The organism is Streptomyces sp. NPDC005791 (assembly GCF_042871485.1).
Taxonomy (GTDB): domain Bacteria; phylum Actinomycetota; class Actinomycetes; order Streptomycetales; family Streptomycetaceae; genus Streptomyces.
This window is the reverse complement of record NZ_JBIAIP010000011.1, coordinates 157,569-177,589: the sequence shown is the minus strand read 5'-3', so window position 1 is coordinate 177,589 and position 20,021 is coordinate 157,569. Positions and strand designations below refer to the sequence as shown.

The following is a 20,021-nucleotide window of genomic DNA, read 5'->3' as shown; positions in this document are numbered from 1 at the left end:
GCCCTTACTGCTACTGCTCAGGGATCTTGTAGTCCTGCCCGATGGTGACGGACACGTCGGCGTTCGCGGCGGGCCGGCCCTTCTGCACCGAGGTCTCCGGCAGGCCCAGGGTCTTGGCGACCTCGACCGCCTTCGCCTTGTCCTCCGCGGCCCCGTAGACCACCTGGGACGACGCCGCGGTGTCCGCCCCCCCACCGTCGACGAAGGCGTAGCCGCCGTTGACGAGCTGGATCCTGGCGTGCTCCGTACCGTTGGTGTCCCCCGTGGCGTTCCTGATGCCGACGCGTACAGCCGCGCCCTGCTCCGGGGCCTTCACCTTGCCGCCCAGGACGTCCTTGACCACGCTCTCGGTGGCTTTCTCCGTGAGGGTCCCGTCGCTCTGGACGGGGAGCAGTTCGGTCTTGTAGTCGCCCACCTTGGCGTGCCCGGCGAGCTTCGCCAGCGAGGCGCCCAGGTCCTGCTCCGGCAGGGACGGGTCCAGGATCTGCGCGAGGGTCTCGATGGTGACCGTCGCCGCCTTGGGGTCCTCGGACAGCTTGCGCAGCACGCTGCGCATCACCTGCCCGAAGCGCATCAGCTGCTTTGCCTCCTGCTCACCCTCGCCCAGGTAGGTGGCGTAGGCGACGGCCATCGGGCCGCTCAGCGTCTGCGCCTCTCCCTTGTTGACGAGCGGCGAGGCGCCCTTCTTGGAATCGGGCACGTCCGTGTCGGTGTCGACCTCGATGTTGCCCACGAGTTCCACGAGGTTCTCGAGGTAGGGGGTGTCGAGCCGCCAGGTGCCACTGATGCTGGTCCCGAGCAGGGTGTCGATCGACTCACGGGTGCCGGTGGACCCGTCGTCGTCCACGGACTTGCCGAGCGTGGTGGTGGACCCGTCGTCCGCGGCCACCGCCAACGAGTTGGGGAGCAGGACGGTGGTGCCCTGCTCGGTGGTGACGTTGTCGACGAGCAGCGCCGTGGAGGTGCCGCCCTTCTTGGTGTTGTGCAGATGGACGACGATGACGTCACGCTTCTGCGGGCCCGTGGCCGTGGCGTTCTGCTCGTCCGTGCCGGCGACTCCTGGGATCTTTCCCGCGAACCAGAGGTAACCCGCGCCGCCGACGACCACGAGAGCCACGACGACTATGAGCGCGACCATCCGGTTGTGCCCCCGCCGGCGCGCTTCCTCACGCCGCTCGCTCCGGCTCTCGGTGAATTTCAGCCAGTCGATGACATCTTCGGAGTCCTCGTCGGGCTCCTCGATGAAGGAGAACTGCTCGGTGCCGTAGTCGCGGTCGGCACGGCGCTGTCCGGGAACCGCGGCCTCGGTTTCCGGTTCGGGCTCGTGCCGCTGCTCGGGAATCTGCGGTGGCGGTGCGGTCGCCGGTGCGGCGGGGGCATGGGGTGCTTGCCACTGCTCGGTGGACTGGCGGGGGGAGTCGTCCACCGCGGGATGCCGGCCCGTGTCGTAGCCGTACGCGTCGTAGCCGCCGTCGTTGTAGCCGCCCTCGCCGTAGCCGTACGCCTGATCCGTCGGCTGGGCCTGCTGCTGGGTGTGCTGGGCCGCGTACGGGTCGTACTGCTGCTGTGACTGCTGGGCATACGGGTCGTAGCCGTAGCCCTGCTGCTGTCCGTCCTGCTGCTGCGGCTGCTGGGCGTACGAGTCGTACTGCTGCTGCCCCTGCTGCTGATAGACCGGCTGCCCGTACGCGTCGTAGCCGATGATCTGCGGCTGCTCCTGGTACGGGTCGTACGGGTTCTGTCGGTCGTTCACAGGTGCCCCTCTGCGTGGCTCATTCGCCGCGGTACAGCTGGCGCTTGTCGATGTAGCGGACGACACCGTCCGGCACCAGATACCACACCGGCTCCCCCTGCGCGACCCTGGCACGGCAGTCCGTGGACGAGATCGCCAGTGCGGGCACCTCCACCAGCGAGACGCCGCCCTCGGGCAGCCCGTCGTCCGTCAGCACGTGACCCGGCCGGGTCACACCGATGAAGTGGGAGAGCGAGAACAGTTCCTCGGCGTCCCGCCACGTCAGGATCTGCGACAGGGCGTCGGCACCGGTGATGAAGAAGAGGTCGGCGTCGCCATGGACCGTGCGCAGGTCCCGCAGCGTATCGATCGTGTACGTCGGCCCGCCGCGGTCGATGTCGCTGCGGCTGACCGAGAACTGCGGGTTGGACGCCGTCGCGATGACCGTCATCAGATAGCGGTCCTCGGCCGGGGAGACCTGCTTGTGGCTCTTCTGCCACGGCTGCCCGGTCGGGACGAAGATGACCTCGTCGAGGTGGAAGTGGGCGGCCACTTCACTGGCCGCCACCAGATGTCCGTGGTGGATCGGGTCAAAAGTTCCGCCCATCACGCCGAGTCGGCGCTTGCCGCGGCCGGTAGGCACTTCCTGCTCTCCCATGCGTGCAGACCCTACTGGTACGGCTGTTCGCCTCTGTCTCAGCGGTCGCGGTCGAAACGAGTACTCAGCGGTCGCGGTTGAAACGAGTGGTGATCCACAGCAGGAGCATCAGGGCGACGAACGCGCCGATGCCGGTGAGGTACGGGCTGAGGCTTTCGTGGTTGCCACCCTGCTCTCCTTCGGAGGCGAGGGTGACCAACTGGTGCGCGGTGCTCGAGAGGCTCATCTTCTGCGGGACCTATCCATCGGGAATCAGGAGGGAGACGTCGCGCACATCGTATGCGGGAGCCGCGGGCACGCTCACGCCGACTCAGTCGTTGTTGTCGTCGTTGCGGTATCCGCGCAGCAGGAACCAGGCGAGCAGGGCGGCTCCGACGAGCGCCACGAGCAGCACGACGCGGAGCGTGTCGCCCGGCCCCTGGTCCTCGGACACGGCGGCGAGCATGACGGCGGTGTGTGGCATTCCGGGCGCTCCTCAAAGTTATCCACAGCCCCCCGCACACCGTAGCTCCAGCACATACGCTGGCTTTTGCCAGGGGGACGAGCAACGTCTCGTACGAACAGGGGGCCACCCATGACCGACACCAGTCACGAAAGCGTGCCGAGCAGGCAGCGCAAGCGATTCCCGGACATCTCCTCGCGGGCCTACGAACACCCGGCGGACCGCTCGGCCCTCGTGGCCCTGCGCAAGCTGAGCGGCTTCGACACCGTGTTCAAGGCGCTGAGCGGCCTGCTGCCCGAGCGCAGTCTGCGGCTGCTCTTCCTTTCGGACTCCGTCCGGGTGAGCGATGCCCAGTTCACCCACCTCAACGACATGCTGCGGGACGCCTGTTACATCCTGGACCTGAAGAAGGTCCCACCGATGTACGTGAACCAGGACCCGCAGCCCAACGCCATGTGTATCGGCCTCGACGAGCCGATCATCGTGGTGACGACCGGGCTGGTGGAGCTGCTGGACGAGGAGGAGATGCGGGCCGTCGTCGGCCACGAGGTGGGCCATGCCCTCTCCGGTCACGCGGTGTACCGCACGATATTGCTCTTCCTCACCAATCTCGCGCTCAAGGTGGCGTGGATCCCGCTCGGCAACGTCGCGATCATGGCGATAGTGACCGCGCTGCGTGAGTGGTTCCGCAAGTCGGAGCTGTCCGCCGACCGGGCCGGGCTGCTGGTGGGGCAGGATCTGCGCGCATCGATGCGCGGGCTGATGAAGATCGCCGGAGGTAATCACCTCCACGAGATGAATGTCGACGCCTTCCTCGCCCAGGCCGACGAGTACGAGAAGGGTGGCGACCTCCGCGACTCCGTGCTCAAGATCCTGAATGTGCTGCCCCGGACGCATCCGTTCACCACGGTCCGGGCGGCCGAGCTGAAGAAGTGGTCGGAGACCCGGGACTTCCAGCGCATCATGGACGGCCACTACCCCAAGCGTGGCGAGGACAAGGACACGTCGGTGACGGACTCCTTCCGTGAGTCCGCCGCGCACTACGCGGACACGGTGCGCACCAGCAAGGACCCGCTGATGAAGCTCGTCGGTGACATCGCGGGTGGGGCCGGCGACCTGGGAGGCAAGCTCCGGGACAAATTCACCGGCGGGAGCGGCGGGAGCGGCGGGAGCGCCGGTGGTGGTGGCGCCGCGGGCAAGGGCGGCGCACCGGCCTCGGACGCTACGGACGGGCCGGAAGGGACCTGGCGGCGTCCTGGCCCTGAGGAGGGCCCTGAGTCGGCGAGCTGACGCCCAGCGTGCCGCAGAGGGCAGCGGAGGGCACACCCGTGGCATACGGGTCGGTGCCTGCGGGCCCCCGGTCGTCCGCCTGCTCACCTGCGAGCAGCGGGCGCAGAGCCGCCGTCGTCCCGGCCGCGCACGACTGCGGACCGGCCTGGACGTACGCACTGCGGACCTCCAGCCGGTGCAGCCGGATGTCTTCCCGGTCGAGCAGGAAATGCAGGACGCGGCGCACGGTGAACAGTGAGGCTCCGTCGACCCGGTGGGGGCCGGACACGGCGGGCCGCAGCGCGTAGGTGAACGTGTGGTCGGACACCACCTCCAAGGTGTCCGCCCCCGCGTCCGTGTAGGAGAGGGTGCCGTGGACCCTGATGTCGGGATCGGCGATTGCCACCTCGGCCGGGTCGAAGCGCACCAGCCACCCGGTCGCACTGTGCTCACCGTCCCCGGCCGGCGCGTCCATGCTCCGGTCGAACTGCGCCGTCTGGTCCGGGTCGAGCAGCCGCCCTACCGGCCGGACGACCCCGCCGGTGAGCACGTCGGGATCGAGGGAGGAGCCCACCAGATAGTCCTTGACCGTGGTCAGGGCGATGGTCACCTGGCTGTCCGAGAAGTTCTTCGTCCGCCGGACCGATGGCAGGTTGATGCCCGACGCGCCGGTGCGGTGCTCCGCGGCCGGGCCGTCGGCGAGGAGCGAGTCGGCGGTCCCTCCGGGTACGCGGCCTTGAGGGGCGAGCGGGACCACCGTGGTCCGGAGCGGTTCGGCACGCCGGCCGACCGGGGCGGGGTAGGGGTTGCGGAAGCCGATGTACACGGCGGTGGCGAATGCCAGAGCGATCAGCAGGACGAGGGCGATACCGGCCCTGGAGCGGTGCCGACGGACGCCGCGGCCGGGGAGGGAGCGTACGGCGCGCGCGTGTGCACCCATGCGCTCCTGGGCGGAGAACTCCTGCAGCCGGGCAGCACGGACGAACGATTCGTCGAAGACGAGTGAGCGGTACTCGTCCTCCCCGCCCGAGGGGTTGTCGGGCGGCCCTTCCGGCGGTTTACCACGGCCTGTCATGACCTCTCCCGATCCTCCGCGCCACCGGCGGGGGCTGGCACTGGGATCCGTCTCAGCCCCTTGGCTGCAGGCGGACCGGTCCGTCACGGGTTCGACGTACTCCACACATTCGGCGCATGTACAAGTGGCCGGCCCTCTCCCCGGGGACGGGGGCGGCGACGGGCGGGGTCACAGGGTCATACCTTCAGATTGGGTCGATCGTCATCAAGGTAAACGCGCCGCAGGTGGAACCGCAGGCGGAGCGCGGCCGGGCGGGCGGCGCGGGAAGCCGGGAGCCCGCCTCGTCCCGGCGGCGGGCTCAAGGGGTGCGGGGAACGGCGGACACCGCAGGGCGGGAGTAGTCCGCCGAGGCGGAGGGCGCCGCGCCCGGCTTGTCGACTCCGCTGGTCACCGGTGGCGGTACCTGGTCCTGTCGGTTGCTCGCACCACCGCGGTACACGGCGCTGAAGGCGAGGGCCACCATGCCGATGCCCATCAGCAGGGCAAGGAGCCAGGCGACCGGCCGGTGCCAGCGAGCTGCCCCCCGGTACGGGCGCAGGGAGCCGCCATGCCGCCCGTAGGGGCCGTCGTCGCCCTCGTGGAGGCCGTCGGCGCCGTCAGGGTCGTACAGGTCGCCGAAGGCCCTCTCGCGGCCGTACACGCCGCCCGGGCCGTAGCCGTCGTCGTAGAGGTCGTCGTCCAGGGCGCCGCCACCCGAACGCGCCCTGCTCGCCTCGGCTTCGGCGCGGGCCTGTGCGGCGGCCAGCAGACGCTCGACCGCAGTGGGTTCGTGGATCTCGGCGGACCGGATGAAGTCCTCGTCGAACACCACGGAGGCGAAGTCCTCGTCCGCGCCCCCGCGGTCGTCGTCGGGCTCCCAGCCGTCCGGGAACGGCCTGCCCCCCACGTCGTCCGGCACAGCTTCAGCGTATCCCCGGCGGGGCGTTTTGGGCAGGGAGCCCGCAAAGTCGCCCGCCCGCAGTCCGACCGGCCCGCCGCCCGCCGCCAGGCCGGACCACCGGCCCTGCCGCCCGCCACCCTGCCGTGGCATCCGCTAACGGATGTGGCCGTCCCCGGTGACGATGTACTTCGTCGAGGTCAGCTCCGGCAGCCCCATCGGCCCCCGGGCGTGCAGCTTCTGCGTCGAGATGCCGATCTCCGCGCCGAATCCGAACTGACCGCCGTCCGTGAAGCGGGTGGAAGCATTCACGGCCACCGTCGTGGAATCCACCAACTGGGTGAACCGGCGGGCCGCCGCCTGCGAGGTGGTGACGATCGCCTCGGTGTGGCCGGAGGACCAGAGCCGGATGTGCGCCACGGCGGACTCCAGCGACTCCACGACCGCGGCCGCGATGTCGTACGAGAGGTATTCGGTCTCCCAGTCCTCCGGCGTGGCTGCCACGACGGTGGCCTTGGAACCCTCGGCATACGTGAGCACCCGCTCGTCACCGTGCACCGTCACCCCGGCGGCGGCCAGCGCGTCCAGGGCCAGGGGCAGGAAGTCCGCTGCGACGTCCTTGTGGACCAGGAGGGTCTCGGCGGCGTTGCACACGCTCGGGCGCTGAGCCTTGGAGTTGACCAGGATCTCGACGGCCATGCCGAGGTCGGTCTGCGCGTCGACGTACACGTGGCAGTTGCCGGTTCCGGTCTCGATGACGGGGACCGTCGACTCCTCGACGACCGTACGGATCAGAGAGGCACCGCCGCGCGGGATCAGTACGTCGACGAGACCGCGGGCCCTCATCAGTTCGCGCACCGAATCGCGGTTCTCGCCCGGGACGAGCTGCACGGCGTCCGCCGGCAGACCGGACCCGCCCACCGCGTCACGGAGCACCCGCACAAGGGCGGTGTTCGAGGCGTACGCCGACGAGGACCCCCGCAGCAGCACCGCGTTCCCCGACTTCAGGCAGAGTGCGGCCGCGTCGACCGTCACGTTGGGCCGGGCCTCGTAGATGATGCCGACCACACCGAGCGGCACGCGCACCTGGCGCAGATCGATGCCGTTGGGGAGGGCGGAGCCCCGGACCACTTCGCCGACCGGGTCGGGCAGCGCCGCCACGTCCCGCGTATCCGCGGCGATCGCACGGATCCGCTCCGGGGTGAGCGTGAGCCGGTCGACGATCGACTCGCTCGTCCCGGCCTCCCTGGCCTTCGCGACGTCCTCGGCGTTGGCCTCGACGATCTCACCGGCGCGCACCTCGAGCGCGTCCGCGATGGCCAGCAAGGCGTCGTCCTTCGCCGCACGGGGGAGTGGCGCGATGTCGTCGGCGGCGGCGCGTGCCCGGTAGGCGGCCTGGGCGACCGGGGACATGTTGTCGTACGGCGAAAGCGTGGTCATGCCCGCAGGGTAGTGCGCACACTGCGGGCATCCGTCACGTATCCCGTCATGCGAGACAGGCCTATCGGTATCCGTCCACCGGGTCTCGCACGCCTGTGAACCGCGTGCCACACACCCGGTCAGTACGGATGCACCCCGACGGGGGCAGCCGGTGGCGGGCCGTAGCCCTCGGCGATACGCAGGTGGTACGTCTCCCGGTCGATGACCTCCAGTCCGACGATCTCCCAGGGAGGGAGCTTCGCGCTGGAGCGGTGCTCACCCCACAGCCGGAGGGCGACCGCGGCGGCGTCGTGAAGGTCCCGGGCCTCTTCCCAGTACCGGATCTCCGCGTGGTCGTTGGCATACCGACTGGTCAGCAGGAACGGGTGATCGTGCGCCAGCTGCTCCAGCCCGCGCCTGACCTCCTTCAGCGGCGTCTCGGTTCCGGAGACGCTGAGGGTGATGTGCCAGAGTTTGGAGCACGTCAGTTCCTCGTCCGTCACCACCGGTTCCTGCTCGAGGGTCGGGTCGGTGGGCATACCGACGAAGTCGGCTCCCGCTCCGACACTGGTCAGAGCTCGGATGCCCGTTCCGCGGGGCGGCGCCCCCGGGCGCGCTCGTCTCACCGGCGGCCTCCTGTGAATGCGTAACTGTGCTGACCCCTCGTGTCCCCGAGACAAAGTTGAGCAGCCCGGAGCCGGGTGTGGGGCGGTTTTCGTGAAGGTCTCCGCCCGAAGGCTGGACTTTCAGCCGTTTCAGGGGGCCGGGCGGGGCGTGAGGACGACGAGATCGTCCCTGTGTACGACTTCCCGCTCGTACGCGGGGCCCAGTTCTCGCGCGAGGTCGCGGGTGGACCGGCCGAGCAGCTGGGGGATCTCCTTGGCGTCGAAGTTGACGAGCCCGCGGGCGACCGCCCGGCCGGCGGGGTCCCGCAGCTCGACCGGGTCGCCGGCGGAGAACTCGCCCTCGACCCCGGAGATTCCGGCGGGCAGCAAGGACGTGCGGCGCTCGACGACGGCGCGCACGGCCCCGTCGTCGAGCGTGAGGGCACCCTGCGGGGTCGAGGCGTGGGCCAGCCAGAGCAGCCGGTCCGCCGAGCGGCGCCCGGTGCGGTGGAAGTACGTGCCGGTGTCACGCCCCGCGAGGGCGTCAGCGACACGGCTCGCCGAGGTGAGGACGACCGGGATCCCGGCGGCGGTGGCGATCCGTGCCGCCTCGACCTTGGTGACCATGCCCCCGGTGCCGACGCCCGCCTTCCCCGCGCTGCCGATGGTGACGCCTTCCAGATCGGCCGGCCCGCTCACCTCGGCGATGCGGGAGGTACCCGGCATGCTCGGGTCACCGTCGTAGAGACCGTCGACGTCGGACAGGAGTACCAGGAGGTCGGCATGGACCAGATGGGCGACGAGCGCCGCGAGCCGGTCGTTGTCCCCGAACCGGATCTCGTCGGTGGCCACCGTGTCGTTCTCGTTGACGACGGGGAACGCGCCCATCTCCAGGAGCTGGTCGAGCGTGCTGTAGGCGTTGCGGTAGTGAGCGCGCCGACTGGTGTCGTCGGAGGTCAGGAGCACCTGCCCGACCCGTACTCCGTACCGGGCGAAGGACGCGGTGTACCGGGCGACCAGCAGTCCCTGGCCGACGCTGGCCGCTGCCTGCTGGCGGGCCAGGTCCTTGGGCCTGCGGACGAGCCCGAGAGGGGCGAGCCCGGCCGCGATGGCGCCGCTGGAGACGAGGACGATCTCGCGTTCCCCGCCGCTCCTCACCTTCGCCAGCGTGTCGACGAGCGCGTCCACCCGATCGGCGTCGAGCCCTCCTGCCGCGGTGGTGAGCGAGGAGGACCCGACCTTGACGACGATCCTTCGGGCGTCGGTCACACCCGGCCTCCGCCCCCTCCGCCCCGCGCCGCCGGAGAGTGCGCGGAGCGCGCCCTCGGACCCCCCTGCCGCACCTTCGGATTCCCTTGCCCCTGACACGTACGCCCGTCCCCATCACGTCGGCCTGCTCGGTTCGCCTCAATCTACGCGAGGGGGCGGGTCGGCACCGCGCCGTCTCAGCTGTTGTCACCGCACAGGGCGTACTACAGGGGAAGACCACTTCAGGTCACGTTTCGACATGCCCCCGAATGGAGTCATTTACGTAATCTCTACCCGCCATTCATAGGGCTACCCTCTAATGCGTGACAGATGAACCCACCCGCCAGAGGCGCATTCTTCTCAGATCGGGCAAAAGCCCCTTCGATGTGGCTTCGCTCGAGCAGTCCCTCGACAGAGATGTCTTCGCGACCAACGCGGGCAACCTGATCTTCAGCGACGCGGCGCACAAGATTCTGACGACTCCGCGGGCCGAGGTCTTCTCCAACGGCATCCGCACGGATCCCGCGGCGGCCGAGCGCATCAACGAGGAGTTCGACGTCTTCGTCGTGCCCCTGGCGAACGCGTTCCGCCCGACCTTCGAGCGGCCCCTGAAGCGGATGACGCAGCTGATCAAGAAGCTGCGCATCCCGGTCGTCGTCCTGGGTGTCGGCGCGCAGGCCGACCTCAAGTACGACGCGGCCCGGCTGAAGCCGATGGAGCCGACCGTCAGGGAATTCGTCACCGAGGTCCTCAACCGCAGCGCGTCCATCGGCGTGCGGGGCGAGTTCACCGAGCAGTACCTGAAGGGCATGGGCTTCCGGGACGTCGAGGTCATCGGCTGCCCCTCCATGTTCATGAACGGCGAGACGTTCACGCTGGAGAAGACGTCCGAATCGCTCACCGCGGAATCCCGCATCTCGGTGAACGGCTCGCACAGCGCCGTACGGTCGCAAGGCCTCGACGCCATCATCCGTCAGGCCCACGAGCGTTATCCGCACCTGCGGTTCGTCGGCCAGAATCTGCTCGAGGCCCAGCTGCTCCACTGGCGGGAGACGTCGAACCCGATCGGCGCCCAGACCTCGATGCCGACCCACCCGTCCCACCCGATGTACCGCGAGGGCAAGGTCAGGCTCTACGTCGACCCGGCCACCTGGATCGACGAACTGCGCGCGTTCGACTTCTCCTTCGGCTCGCGCATCCACGGCAACATCGCGGCACTGCTGGCCGGCGTCCCGAGCACCGTGCTCTGTGGCGACTCGCGGACCCTCGAGCTCTGCCGGTACTTCGGCATCCCGCACCGCAAGATCTCCGAGACCCCCAGGAACATCGACCCCGCCGAGCTGTACGAGGCGGCGGACTTCGGCGAGCTGGTGGACGGCCACAAGGAACGGTTCCTCCGCTTCACCGGCTTCATGGAGCGGAACGGCCTGGAGAACACCTTCCACCACGGTGACGGCGGCAAGGCGTTCGACGCCCGGATGTCCAAGCTCGCTCTTCCGCCGGCCGTCCGCCCGTGGACCGCGACCGATCCCGAATCGCTGAGCAGCCGTTTCAGCTTCATGCAGAGCCGGGTGGACGAACTGACCGCGCAGAACGCCCAGTTGCGCAGCCAGCTCAAGAAGAAGACCGGCCCGGTCAGCATCAAGGTGCAGGCGGGCGGGACGGCCACGTGGCCGTCCGCCTACCGGCGTGCCCGGCGTGTGGTGGGACGCCCGGTCCGGCGGCTGCTGCGCCCCGAGCAGTAGGGAACACGCCCACTGCCGCACCGTGCCCGCCTCATACCTTGTGGGCTCGGTGCGGCCTGTGCAGGCCGGCGGACCGGGCTGTTCTGCGGGCCTTGCCTGCCAGCCGCCGCAGGAAGGCCGCAGTGGACTGCCGCCCCGGCACCTCGAGCCGCTTCCCGCCGACCCACTCGGTCACGGTCAGCTCGTACGCCGAAAGGGGCAGACCCGCACCCTCACCGAAGTGCGGGTAGACCAGATACAGCCGGCCTCGGAGCCCCTTGCGGACCGCACGGGGCTCCTTCTTGTCCTTCATGAACCGCAGGATGTCCAGGAGCAGGTCGAGCCTGCCCTGTGAGACGCATATCAGCCGGAGCCGTTCATGGACCTTGAGGCGGCGGGCCACCCCCGGTGACCAGTACTTCTCGAGCAGCGGCGCGGCCAGCTCCATCTTCCTCTCCCGCACGTCGCCGGACTGCCGCAGCAGAGCGGGCCCGAACTGCGGGAGCAGTGTGATGACGAACGGCCGGACCATCAGGACGTCCCGTTTCGGCCCCGGCGGGACGTGAGTGGCGATGAGGCCCATCAGCGCCCGGGCGGAATCGAAGCGGAGCAGGTAACTGCCGCTCTTCGTCACGTGCTTGCCGTCGTCCCGGCCCACCAGGTAGTAGCAGGTGTAGTCCGCCACGACGGAAACACCGCTGCCCCGCAGATACGCCTCCATGGTGAAGAGCGCGTCCTCACCCGTCTTGAGTTCCTCGTCGAACCTCATCCCGAGTCGCACCAGGAGGTCCCGTCGGAACAGCTTCTGGGCGCTCAGCGTGAATTTGATGTTGGAGGAGTAGAGATCGGCCCGCTCGACCGTCTGCTTCCACATCGACTTCGCAGCACCGCGGTTGACGCCGACGACCTTTCCGAGCACCACGTCCGTTCCGGCCCGGTCACCCATCGCGACCATCCGCTCCAGGGCCTCCTCGCCGAAGTAGTCGTCCGCGTCGAGGAAGAAGACGTATCTGCCACGGGCGAGACCGAGCCCGACGTTACGCGGGCCGCTGGGGCCGCCGGAGTTCTCCTGGCGCACGACACGCATGTCGATGGCGGTCCGGGCGGCGAACTCCTCCAGGTACTCCCCCGTGCCGTCGGTGGACCCGTCGTCGACGGCCACGATCTCCATGCGCCCGGCCGGAAGCGTCTGCGCTTCTACGGACTCCAGGCAACGGATCAGGTAGGGCATCGCTTCGTAGGCGCCGATGATGACGGTCACATCTGGTGTGCTGGTGCTCATCTCTCCCCGGTTCACGCATAAACATACAAAGCAGGAGAAAAGCTGGAAGGACGGCTCCTGTTCCGTTCTCACCACGGACATGTCGAACGGCCCGTACGTTCCTTTCCCGAGGGAAAGACGGACAGGCCGTTGGGTAGGTTGCGTCGCGAATCGGACGCATTTCGAACAACTGGATGTCAGCCGGATGACACCGGCCTGTCACGTCCGGTCCCGGCCGGCGGCGTCACTTCCCGCCGCCGACCGGTCACGCTGCGGGCAGCTGATCGATGTCGGAGGATCACCGTCAGCGGAGCGCCGAAGGGCCCGTGCCGATTTCCACGTCGGGGGACGGCATGTCCGGGTCGACTGCGGCCTCGGCCTCGGCGACGAGTTCCGCCGCCCCGTCCCCGGCACCGCTGGACGCGGCCTCGGGGTCGGGCAGCGGGGCGGGCTGCTGTCCGCCGATGCGCTGTGCGACGCCCGCGTTGCGGGCTTCGGCCTTGGCCGCGAGCTCCTGCACGGCGGCGTTGAACTGGTCCATGGAGGTCGGCTCGTCCGGGCCCAGCAGGTAGGTCTTCAGCTCGCGACGGGCTCCGGCCAGCGGGTCCGCCGACGGATCCGCGACGGCGCGCAGCAGACCGTCGATCTCCGCCGCGTCGTTGGAGAGGATGACGGCCGCCCGTACAGCGGTGTTCTGGCGCTTGAACTCGTCCGCGCCGAGCTCCGCCGAGTCCGTGACCGCGTACGGCTTACCGCTCGCGATGAAGTCGGACACCACACTGGAGATGTCCGAGACCATGGCGTCGGCCTGGTTGAAACAGTCGTACAGCTTCGGCTGCGGGCCGGTCACCGTCCTGTGCTCCCACCAGCCGAAGGAACGCCAGTAGGCGTCGTTCCACTCGGCCCGCAGGGTGGCGATCTCGGCCTGGCGGGCCGGGTCGGCGAGCGCGACCCGTGACTCCTCCGACTCGTCGCCCCCGGAGCGGCCGGGCATCGCCAGCGCGGCCAGACGGGCTTGGACGCGCGTCAGTTCGGCCTTGGCCGCACGCTGTCCCTCGGCAGCCGCCGAGGCTTCCTTCACCCAGCGCGGATCGGCGGCGCGCTTCTGCGCGGCCGTGGCGACCAGTGCCTTGATCCGTGCGTCGACGGCCTTGGCCTTCGCACTGCGGATGCCGGTGAAGGGGTGCGGCTTGTAGACGACCCGGACCGGGCTGTCCGCGTTCAGCAGCCTGCGCACGATGTTCTCACCGGCCAGCAGCAGCGAGGTGTTGCCGGGATTGTCGTCCCAGCCCTCCCAGGTGGGGGCGTACAGCACGGTCGGGATGGCGTTCTTCGTGGTGCCGGTCCAGCTCTCGATGGGCGCCAGCTGCGGCCGCCCGACCTCGACGATGTCCTCGTCACGGATACCGACGTCGGCCAGGGCGTACCGGTCACGGCCGGCGCGGCCGGCGGTCCACACCTCGTCGTACACCTTGGAGAACGGGTTGACGCTGGCCAGCTTGTCGCTGTCCCCGTGACCGATGAACACGTGCTTCATGGTCGGCACGCGCAGCATGTGGATGTTCTTGCCGACGTTGGCCGGATACAGGCACACGCGGACGGTGGAGAGGTTCAGGTTCATCAGGTGGGTGCCGGCGGGCACGCAGACCACGGGTACGGAGGTGTCGGCGAGCTGTGCGACCAGGTTGCGCTCGCGCATCACGATCAGCGGGCGCCCCTCGACCGCGGCCATGGTGTCGAGCCACATGTTGCACTGGTAGGCGGACTCGGTGGAGCCGGAGAAGTAGAGCACGACGGTCGGCTGGTACTCGCCCAGCCAGGTGTCCAGGGCCTTCAGCGCCGCGGGGGCCGACGGCGCCCTCCGGCTCCGGCGCAGATACGGGACGAGCAGCGCGTTGTAACCGACGGCCAGCACCAGCGTCACAGAGGCGCCGATGTACCCGATGACGTCCTCGCCCGTGCCGGCGGCGATCAGGACGCCCGCCACCGCGGGAAGGTCGAGGTGGAGCATCTTCTCGCTGGAACGGTGCAGCAGTGCGCGCGGCGGGGCGTCCGGGATGCGGACGGCGTGCAGGTCCACGTTACGGGTGACGATCGGCAGGCTACGGCGCAACCGGATCAGCGTGGTCAGCGCGCCGTGCGGGGCCTGCAGCCCGTAGAAGAGGAGGAAGCACGCGACCGCCGCGTAGAAGACCGGCTCCTCGGCGAGGTCCAGCCGGGCCAGCAGCAGGATGATCATCAGCTGGCGGAGGAGGAAGCGGATGGACAGCCCCACCCGCACCTTGCCGAGCCGGTTGATCAGATAACTGCCGCGCTGGTGCAGATACCAGTCCGCGACGTACGTGACAGCCGTGGCCGCCGCGAAGAACCAGATGTCCGGAAGAAGAGCGGCGACCATGACGCAGGGGTAGCCCAGCACCATCAGTACGGCTGCCAACAGTTCTGCCCGACTGCCCACACGGGCCAGGCGAATGGCTGTCGAAATCACGAAGAACCTGCTCCAGGGGGTGCCGGTTGTTTCACGTATAGAGGGAAATGTGAAGATGCGGCTTCACGCACTCGGGCCTCCGGATTCACCGGCAAGTGAATTCGAAGGCCCGTATAAGTACATTTGTCAAGAATTATTACACATCTTCTTGACGGTCCAGAACCGAGGCCAACGCCTGCTCGAAGCCCGAGGCTTCGGTGACATCGCGGGTCGGGTCCTGCTGTCGTACGTCGATGACGTGCCCCGTCATCGCGGAAAGCAGGACGTCCAGCGAGGTGCGCGCCACGGCCTCCGAGGAGAGCAGCGATCCCTCCGGCTCCTGGCCGAACGCCTTGGTCCGCATCGGGGTCGCGGTGCGCTCCGGGTTCACACAGTTCACCCTGACGCCCTCACCCGCCCACTCGTCGGCCAGCGCCTGGGTGAGGTTCACCATCGCGGCCTTTGTGGAGGAGTAGAGGCTGTACTCGGCACGGCCCCGGGTGTAGCTGCTGGAGGTGTACAGCAGCAACTGGCCCTGGGTCTCCGCCAGGTACTTGTACGAGGCGCGGGCGATCTGCACGGGCGCCAGGTAGTTGACGTTCAGCGCTTCCTGGATGGTGGCGGTGTCCGTCTCCGCCAGCTTGCCGATGCGCAGCACGCCCGCGGTGTTGATCACGTAGTCGATGCGGCCGGTCTCGGCGTACGCCTTGGACAGCGCCTCGTCGATGTGCTCCGGGTTCTCGACGTGCGTGCCGGTGGTGGAGCGGCCCAGCGCGTACACGCTGGCGCCGTACTGCTCGGCCAGGGTGGCGATGTCCGCGCCGATGCCGTACGAACCGCCGAAGACGACCAGGGTCTTGCCCGAGAGCAGCTCGCGGTAGGCGCCCTCGTCCGCCTGACGGGGGGCCGCGGTGGAGGCCAGCTGGAAGAGCTTGTCGGTGATGAAGACGTCGACCGGCTGGGTCACCTTCATGTTGTACTCGTCGCCCGCGACCACGTAGATCGGCACGTCGGGGAGGTACCGCAGGACGACCGAGCAGTCGTCGGTGGCCTGGAAGTTCGGGTCGCCGGCCGCGACCTCGTACGCCTTGCGGATCGTGGACAGCTTGAACGCCTGCGGGGTCTGGCCGCGGCGCAGCCGGGACCGGTCCGGGACGTCGGTGATGAATTCGCCGTCCTCGCCGTGGGTGCGGGTCACGATGATCGTGTCCGCGGACGGGATGGCGACGTCCACCGCCTGGTAGCGGTCGAGGGCGTCGACGCAGTCCTTGATCACGCGCTGTGACAGAAGCGGACGGACCGCGTCATGGAAGAGGACGTTACGGTCCTCGCCCTCGGCGAGCCCTTCACCGAGGGCCGCGATGGCACGCTCGGTGGTCTCGTTCCGGGTGTTTCCACCCTCGATGATCTTGATGACCTTGGTCAGGCCGGCCTTGGCGACGATCTTCTCGACGTCGGGCACGAAGCCGGGCGCCATCAGCACGATGACATCGTCGATGCCCTCGGCGTTCTCGAAGATGGTCAGCGTGTGCTCGATGACTGCCTTGCCGGCGATCTTCAGCAGCTGCTTGGGGATCGACAGTCCCACACGCTGGCCGGTCCCACCGGCGAGCACGACCGCTGTGGTCCGGGGCTTGGCTTCATGCGGCACAGACACAGACGACCTACCTTGCGATGACAGGGGGGAACAGTGTGATGGTCGCACTCTCCGTGACCGTCTCGCAAGGTGGACGTTTACCGGTGCTCGCCTATGGGAAACCCGCAGTTCACCGCCTGGCCAGGCAGATCGGGCCCTCGGAGGCCCGTACCGGAGTGACGGACTCCACAGACGTGTTACGCAATCCGCACATCACCGGCCGCGAAACCCCGCCCTACCTGGCAGTTCCCTGTGAATCCGGGCGGGATCCCGCCCGGCTCCCGCCCGGCTCCCGCCCGGCTCCCGCCCGGATCCGGGTGCCTCCGCCGCGCGGGGGCACCCGGCGCGAGGGCTTAGAAGGGGTCGAACTCGTCGTACTCGCGCTGCGCGACATCGCGCTCGGACTCGCGCTCCTTGCGTCGCTGTGCGGCGGGGCGCGGCGCCTCCATGCGGTGGTCCTCGCCACGGCGGCCCAGCATCTCGGCACCGGCGGCCATCGTCGGCTCCCAGTCGAAGACGACCGCGTTGTCCTCGGCACCGATGGCCACGCCGTCGCCGGCCTGGGCACCCGCCTTGCGGAGCGCGTCCTCGACACCGAGCCGGTTGAGCCGGTCCGCGAGGTAGCCGACGGCCTCGTCGTTGTTGAAGTCGGTCTGGCGGATCCAGCGCTCGGGCTTCTCGCCACGCACGCGGTAGATGCCGTCGTCCTCGACGGTCACGGTGAAGCCGGCGTCGTCGACGGCCTTGGGGCGGATGACGACCCGGGTCGACTCCTCCTTCGGCTTGCTGGCACGCGCCTCGGCGATGATTCCGGCGAGGGCGTACGAGAGCTCGTTGAGGCCCTTGTGCGCGATGGCCGAGACCTCGAAGACGCGATAGCCGCGCGCCTCCAGATCCGGGCGGATCATGTCCGCGAGGTCCTGGCCGTCCGGGATGTCGACCTTGTTCAGGGCGACGATGCGCGGGCGGTTCTCGAGGCCGCCGTACAGCCGCAGTTCCTCCTCGATCATGTCGAGGTCCGAGACGGGGTCGCGGTCCGACTCCAGCGTCGCGGTGTCCAGGACGTGCACGAGGACTGAGCAGCGCTCGACGTGCCGCAGGAATTCCAGGCCGAGGCCCTTGCCCTGGCTGGCGCCCGGGATGAGCCCCGGGACGTCGGCGATGGTGTAGACGGTCGAACCCGCCGTGACGACGCCCAGGTTGGGCACGAGGGTCGTGAACGGGTAGTCGGCGATCTTCGGCTTGGCCGCGGAGAGCACCGAGATCAGCGAGGACTTGCCCGCGCTCGGGTAACCCACGAGAGCGACGTCGGCAACGGTCTTGAGCTCCAGGACGATGTCCCGGCTCTCCCCCGGCTCGCCGAGCAGTGCGAAGCCGGGCGCCTTGCGGCGCGCGGAGGCCAGCGCGGCGTTGCCGAGGCCGCCGCGGCCGCCCTGACCGGCGACGAAGGTGGTGCCCTGACCGACCAGGTCGGCCAGGACGTTGCCCGCCTTGTCGAGGACGACGGTGCCGTCGGGAACGGGCAGCACGAGGTCCTGGCCGTCCTTGCCGGAACGGTTGTCACCGGCGCCGGGCTGGCCGTTCGTGGCCTTGCGGTGGGGGCGGTGGTGGTAGTCCAGCAGCGTGGTGACGGCCTGCTCGACGACGAGGATCACATCGCCGCCGCGCCCGCCGTTGCCCCCGTCGGGACCGCCCAGCGGCTTGAACTTCTCACGGTGTACGGAGGCCACGCCGTGGCCTCCGTTACCCGCGGCGGCATGCAGCTCGACGCGGTCCACGAAGGTGGTCATGGTGGGTGCCTCCAGGTACAGCGGAAAAGTAAGGGAATGTCTCTTGACGTAACGCGCCGAGGGCGGACCCGCTTCCCCGATTACCGGGAAAGCTGAGATCCGCCCTCGGAAGGTGCTGTGTCGCTCAGCCGTTGCCTGACTCAGGCAGCGACGGGAACGATGTTCACGACCTTGCGGCCACGGTGTGTACCGAACTCCACCGCACCGGCGGTCAGCGCGAACAGCGTGTCGTCGCCGCCACGGCCGACGCCCGTGCCCGGGTGGAAGTGGGTGCCACGCTGGCGGACCAGGATCTCACCGGCGTTGACGGCCTGACCGCCGAAGCGCTTCACGCCGAGCCGCTGAGCATTGGAATCGCGCCCGTTCCGAGTGGACGATGCGCCCTTCTTGTGTGCCATGTCTCCTCAGTCCCTTACTTCGCAGCCGCGGGGATACCGGTGACCTTGATCGCCGTGTACTGCTGGCGGTGACCCTGGCGACGGCGGTAACCCGTCTTGTTCTTGTAGCGAAGGATGTCGATCTTCGCGCCCTTGTGGTGGTCCACGATCTCGGCCTGGACCTTGATGCCGTCCAGCACCCAGGGGTCGCTGGTCACGGCGTCGCCGTCGACAACGAGCAGGGTCGAGAGCTCGACCGTGTCGCCAACCTTGGCGGTGGAAATCTTGTCAACCTCAACGATGTCGCCGACAGCAACCTTGTGCTGGCGACCACCGCTGCGCACGATGGCGTACACGCGGATCTCTCTCTCACTCGGAACGGATCCCCTGATGCCAGCCGCCCGCGCGGGCCGGGGCCCACGACAGTCCGGAAGGATGAGCGGCCTCCCCCGGGGACGGATCACCGGGAGGGATGTGCTCAGGGGTAGGCGCACAGAAACACGCCGAGGGTCAAGATTACGGGGCGGGGTGCGGGGGGTCAAACCAGGCTGCCGCGAGCTCGACTCCGTCGCGGATCTCGAATGGCCGGACTCAGCTACAGGGGGGCGCGCCAGGGCTTCGGCCTGACGGCACAGGTTGGCCGCGGCGTGGGTTAGCGCCCACGCCGCGGCTGTCCGCACCGTGCTCAGCCCGCGGGCGGCTGCTGGGGCGGAACCGGCCCCTCTCCCGCGTAGGTGTCACCCCGCGGTGCCGACGGCGCGTTGTCCTCGGCCAGTGTCAGACTGAGCCAGGGGCCGGCGAGGACGGCGTCATCAAGGGTTATGCCCAGGTGGTCGAGTACGAGGGCCACCACGGGCGCCATCCCCGCGGCTTCGCCCTCGTGCGCGGCGAGCACCGCTTCCACCCGGTTCCACCATGATCCGGGCCGAGCGGGCCGAGTGTGCTCCATACCCGGTTCGAAATTCTCGACGCACTCGCCGTCGCGCCAGTACTGGAAGACGTCGAGCCCTTCGGTGGTCAGCACGCTGTACGTCTCGGTGCCCCGGGACAGCTTCGCGAGGGGTTCGGCCCAGGAACCGATGACACCGTCCTCCTCGACACAGAAGGCCCAGGCGCCGATCCGGCCCGACCGCAACAGGGAAACCGCTCCGTCGGCGAGGTCGCCCGAGACCAGCTCCGATGCCTCGTCCGCGTCAAGGAGACGTGCCCGGGACGGATCGGCCCCGTACCGGGCGAGTACTTCCTCGGCGGCCAGGCCCCGGGTGAAGGTGACGCACATCCAGGCCGTCGCCCAGTCGGGCACAGGTGCGTCCGCGCCTGCTTCCATGTTCTGCCTCCGTTGTTCATGCCCCGTACCGCATGCCAGTCGAGTCATGCGGGATCCCCGCAGCCGACGAAGTGCGGTGCGGGGTCCCCGGCTCATGATGCCTGGATCAGCCAG

At 69.1% G+C, this 20,021-nt stretch carries 18 protein-coding genes; 2 read left to right on the top strand and 16 right to left on the bottom strand.

Features of this window, described 5'->3' with window-relative positions; translation table 11 throughout:
- Positions 1–10: 10 nt before the first annotated feature.
- From ACFYSH_RS22445 to ACFYSH_RS22430, 4 genes are all read right to left on the bottom strand, one after another.
- Positions 11–1,753, bottom strand: a complete 1,743-nt coding sequence (locus tag ACFYSH_RS22445; protein ID WP_359472217.1) for an LCP family protein — start codon at positions 1,751–1,753, stop codon at positions 11–13.
- A gap of 19 nt (positions 1,754–1,772) precedes the next feature.
- Positions 1,773–2,390, bottom strand: coding sequence for a nicotinate-nucleotide adenylyltransferase (nadD, locus tag ACFYSH_RS22440; protein WP_351276953.1), 618 nt, complete (start codon positions 2,388–2,390; stop codon positions 1,773–1,775).
- A 64-nt stretch (positions 2,391–2,454) separates the two neighbouring features.
- Entirely contained in the window at positions 2,455–2,616 is a 162-nt protein-coding gene (locus ACFYSH_RS22435; RefSeq protein ID WP_359472215.1) for a hypothetical protein, read from the bottom strand.
- 84 nt (positions 2,617–2,700) lie between these two features.
- On the bottom strand, positions 2,701–2,853 hold the full coding sequence (locus ACFYSH_RS22430; protein ID WP_203186199.1) for a hypothetical protein: 153 nt from the start codon (positions 2,851–2,853) through the stop codon (positions 2,701–2,703).
- A 111-nt stretch (positions 2,854–2,964) separates the two neighbouring features.
- Between ACFYSH_RS22430 and ACFYSH_RS22425 the strand changes: the two genes are divergently transcribed.
- Positions 2,965–4,122, top strand: coding sequence for a M48 family metallopeptidase (locus ACFYSH_RS22425; protein WP_388754685.1), 1,158 nt, complete (start codon positions 2,965–2,967; stop codon positions 4,120–4,122).
- On the opposite strand, the gene ACFYSH_RS22420 is transcribed toward ACFYSH_RS22425, so the two are convergent.
- The 5 genes from ACFYSH_RS22420 to proB all read right to left on the bottom strand — a co-directional run bounded on the left by ACFYSH_RS22420 (position 4,055) and on the right by proB (position 9,346).
- Positions 4,055–5,176 carry a hypothetical protein gene (locus ACFYSH_RS22420; protein WP_388754683.1) on the bottom strand — a complete coding sequence of 374 codons (1,122 nt, stop codon included), beginning with the start codon at positions 5,174–5,176 and terminating at the stop codon, positions 4,055–4,057. The genes ACFYSH_RS22425 and ACFYSH_RS22420 overlap by 68 nt on opposite strands.
- Positions 5,177–5,474: 298 nt before the next feature.
- Complete coding sequence (locus tag ACFYSH_RS22415) at positions 5,475–6,074, bottom strand: hypothetical protein (RefSeq protein WP_359472208.1); 600 nt, start codon at positions 6,072–6,074, stop codon at positions 5,475–5,477.
- Between the two features lie 135 nt (positions 6,075–6,209).
- Entirely contained in the window at positions 6,210–7,493 is a 1,284-nt protein-coding gene (locus tag ACFYSH_RS22410; RefSeq protein WP_359472206.1) for a glutamate-5-semialdehyde dehydrogenase, read from the bottom strand.
- Between the two features lie 119 nt (positions 7,494–7,612).
- Positions 7,613–8,098: a hypothetical protein gene (locus tag ACFYSH_RS22405; protein WP_359472204.1), complete on the bottom strand. Its 486-nt coding sequence runs from the start codon at positions 8,096–8,098 to the stop codon at positions 7,613–7,615.
- Between the two features lie 129 nt (positions 8,099–8,227).
- On the bottom strand, positions 8,228–9,346 hold the full coding sequence (proB, locus tag ACFYSH_RS22400) for a glutamate 5-kinase (RefSeq protein ID WP_388754679.1): 1,119 nt from the start codon (positions 9,344–9,346) through the stop codon (positions 8,228–8,230).
- Between the two features lie 302 nt (positions 9,347–9,648).
- Here proB and ACFYSH_RS22395 point away from each other — a divergent pair, with 302 nt between their 5' ends.
- Entirely contained in the window at positions 9,649–11,070 is a 1,422-nt protein-coding gene (locus tag ACFYSH_RS22395; protein WP_359472200.1) for a polysaccharide pyruvyl transferase family protein, read from the top strand.
- A gap of 31 nt (positions 11,071–11,101) precedes the next feature.
- Here ACFYSH_RS22395 and ACFYSH_RS22390 read toward each other — a convergent pair whose 3' ends face one another.
- The 7 genes from ACFYSH_RS22390 to ACFYSH_RS22360 form a co-directional block, all read right to left on the bottom strand.
- Positions 11,102–12,331: a glycosyltransferase family 2 protein gene (locus tag ACFYSH_RS22390; RefSeq protein ID WP_359472198.1), complete on the bottom strand. Its 1,230-nt coding sequence runs from the start codon at positions 12,329–12,331 to the stop codon at positions 11,102–11,104.
- 283 nt (positions 12,332–12,614) lie between these two features.
- Positions 12,615–14,798, bottom strand: coding sequence for a hypothetical protein (locus ACFYSH_RS22385; RefSeq protein WP_388754676.1), 2,184 nt, complete (start codon positions 14,796–14,798; stop codon positions 12,615–12,617).
- Between the two features lie 136 nt (positions 14,799–14,934).
- Positions 14,935–16,434, bottom strand: coding sequence for a bifunctional cytidylyltransferase/SDR family oxidoreductase (locus ACFYSH_RS22380; protein WP_359472194.1), 1,500 nt, complete (start codon positions 16,432–16,434; stop codon positions 14,935–14,937).
- Positions 16,435–16,766: 332 nt separating this feature from the next.
- On the bottom strand, positions 16,767–18,203 hold the full coding sequence (gene obgE / locus ACFYSH_RS22375) for a GTPase ObgE (RefSeq protein ID WP_388754673.1): 1,437 nt from the start codon (positions 18,201–18,203) through the stop codon (positions 16,767–16,769).
- Positions 18,204–18,343: 140 nt separating this feature from the next.
- Entirely contained in the window at positions 18,344–18,601 is a 258-nt protein-coding gene (gene rpmA / locus ACFYSH_RS22370; RefSeq protein ID WP_014045902.1) for a 50S ribosomal protein L27, read from the bottom strand.
- A gap of 14 nt (positions 18,602–18,615) precedes the next feature.
- Positions 18,616–18,936, bottom strand: coding sequence for a 50S ribosomal protein L21 (gene rplU, locus ACFYSH_RS22365; protein ID WP_015577124.1), 321 nt, complete (start codon positions 18,934–18,936; stop codon positions 18,616–18,618).
- A gap of 329 nt (positions 18,937–19,265) precedes the next feature.
- A complete protein-coding gene (locus ACFYSH_RS22360) occupies positions 19,266–19,907 on the bottom strand; it encodes a DUF6461 domain-containing protein (protein WP_359472190.1) in 642 nt (213 codons plus the stop codon).
- Positions 19,908–20,021 lie beyond the last annotated feature (114 nt).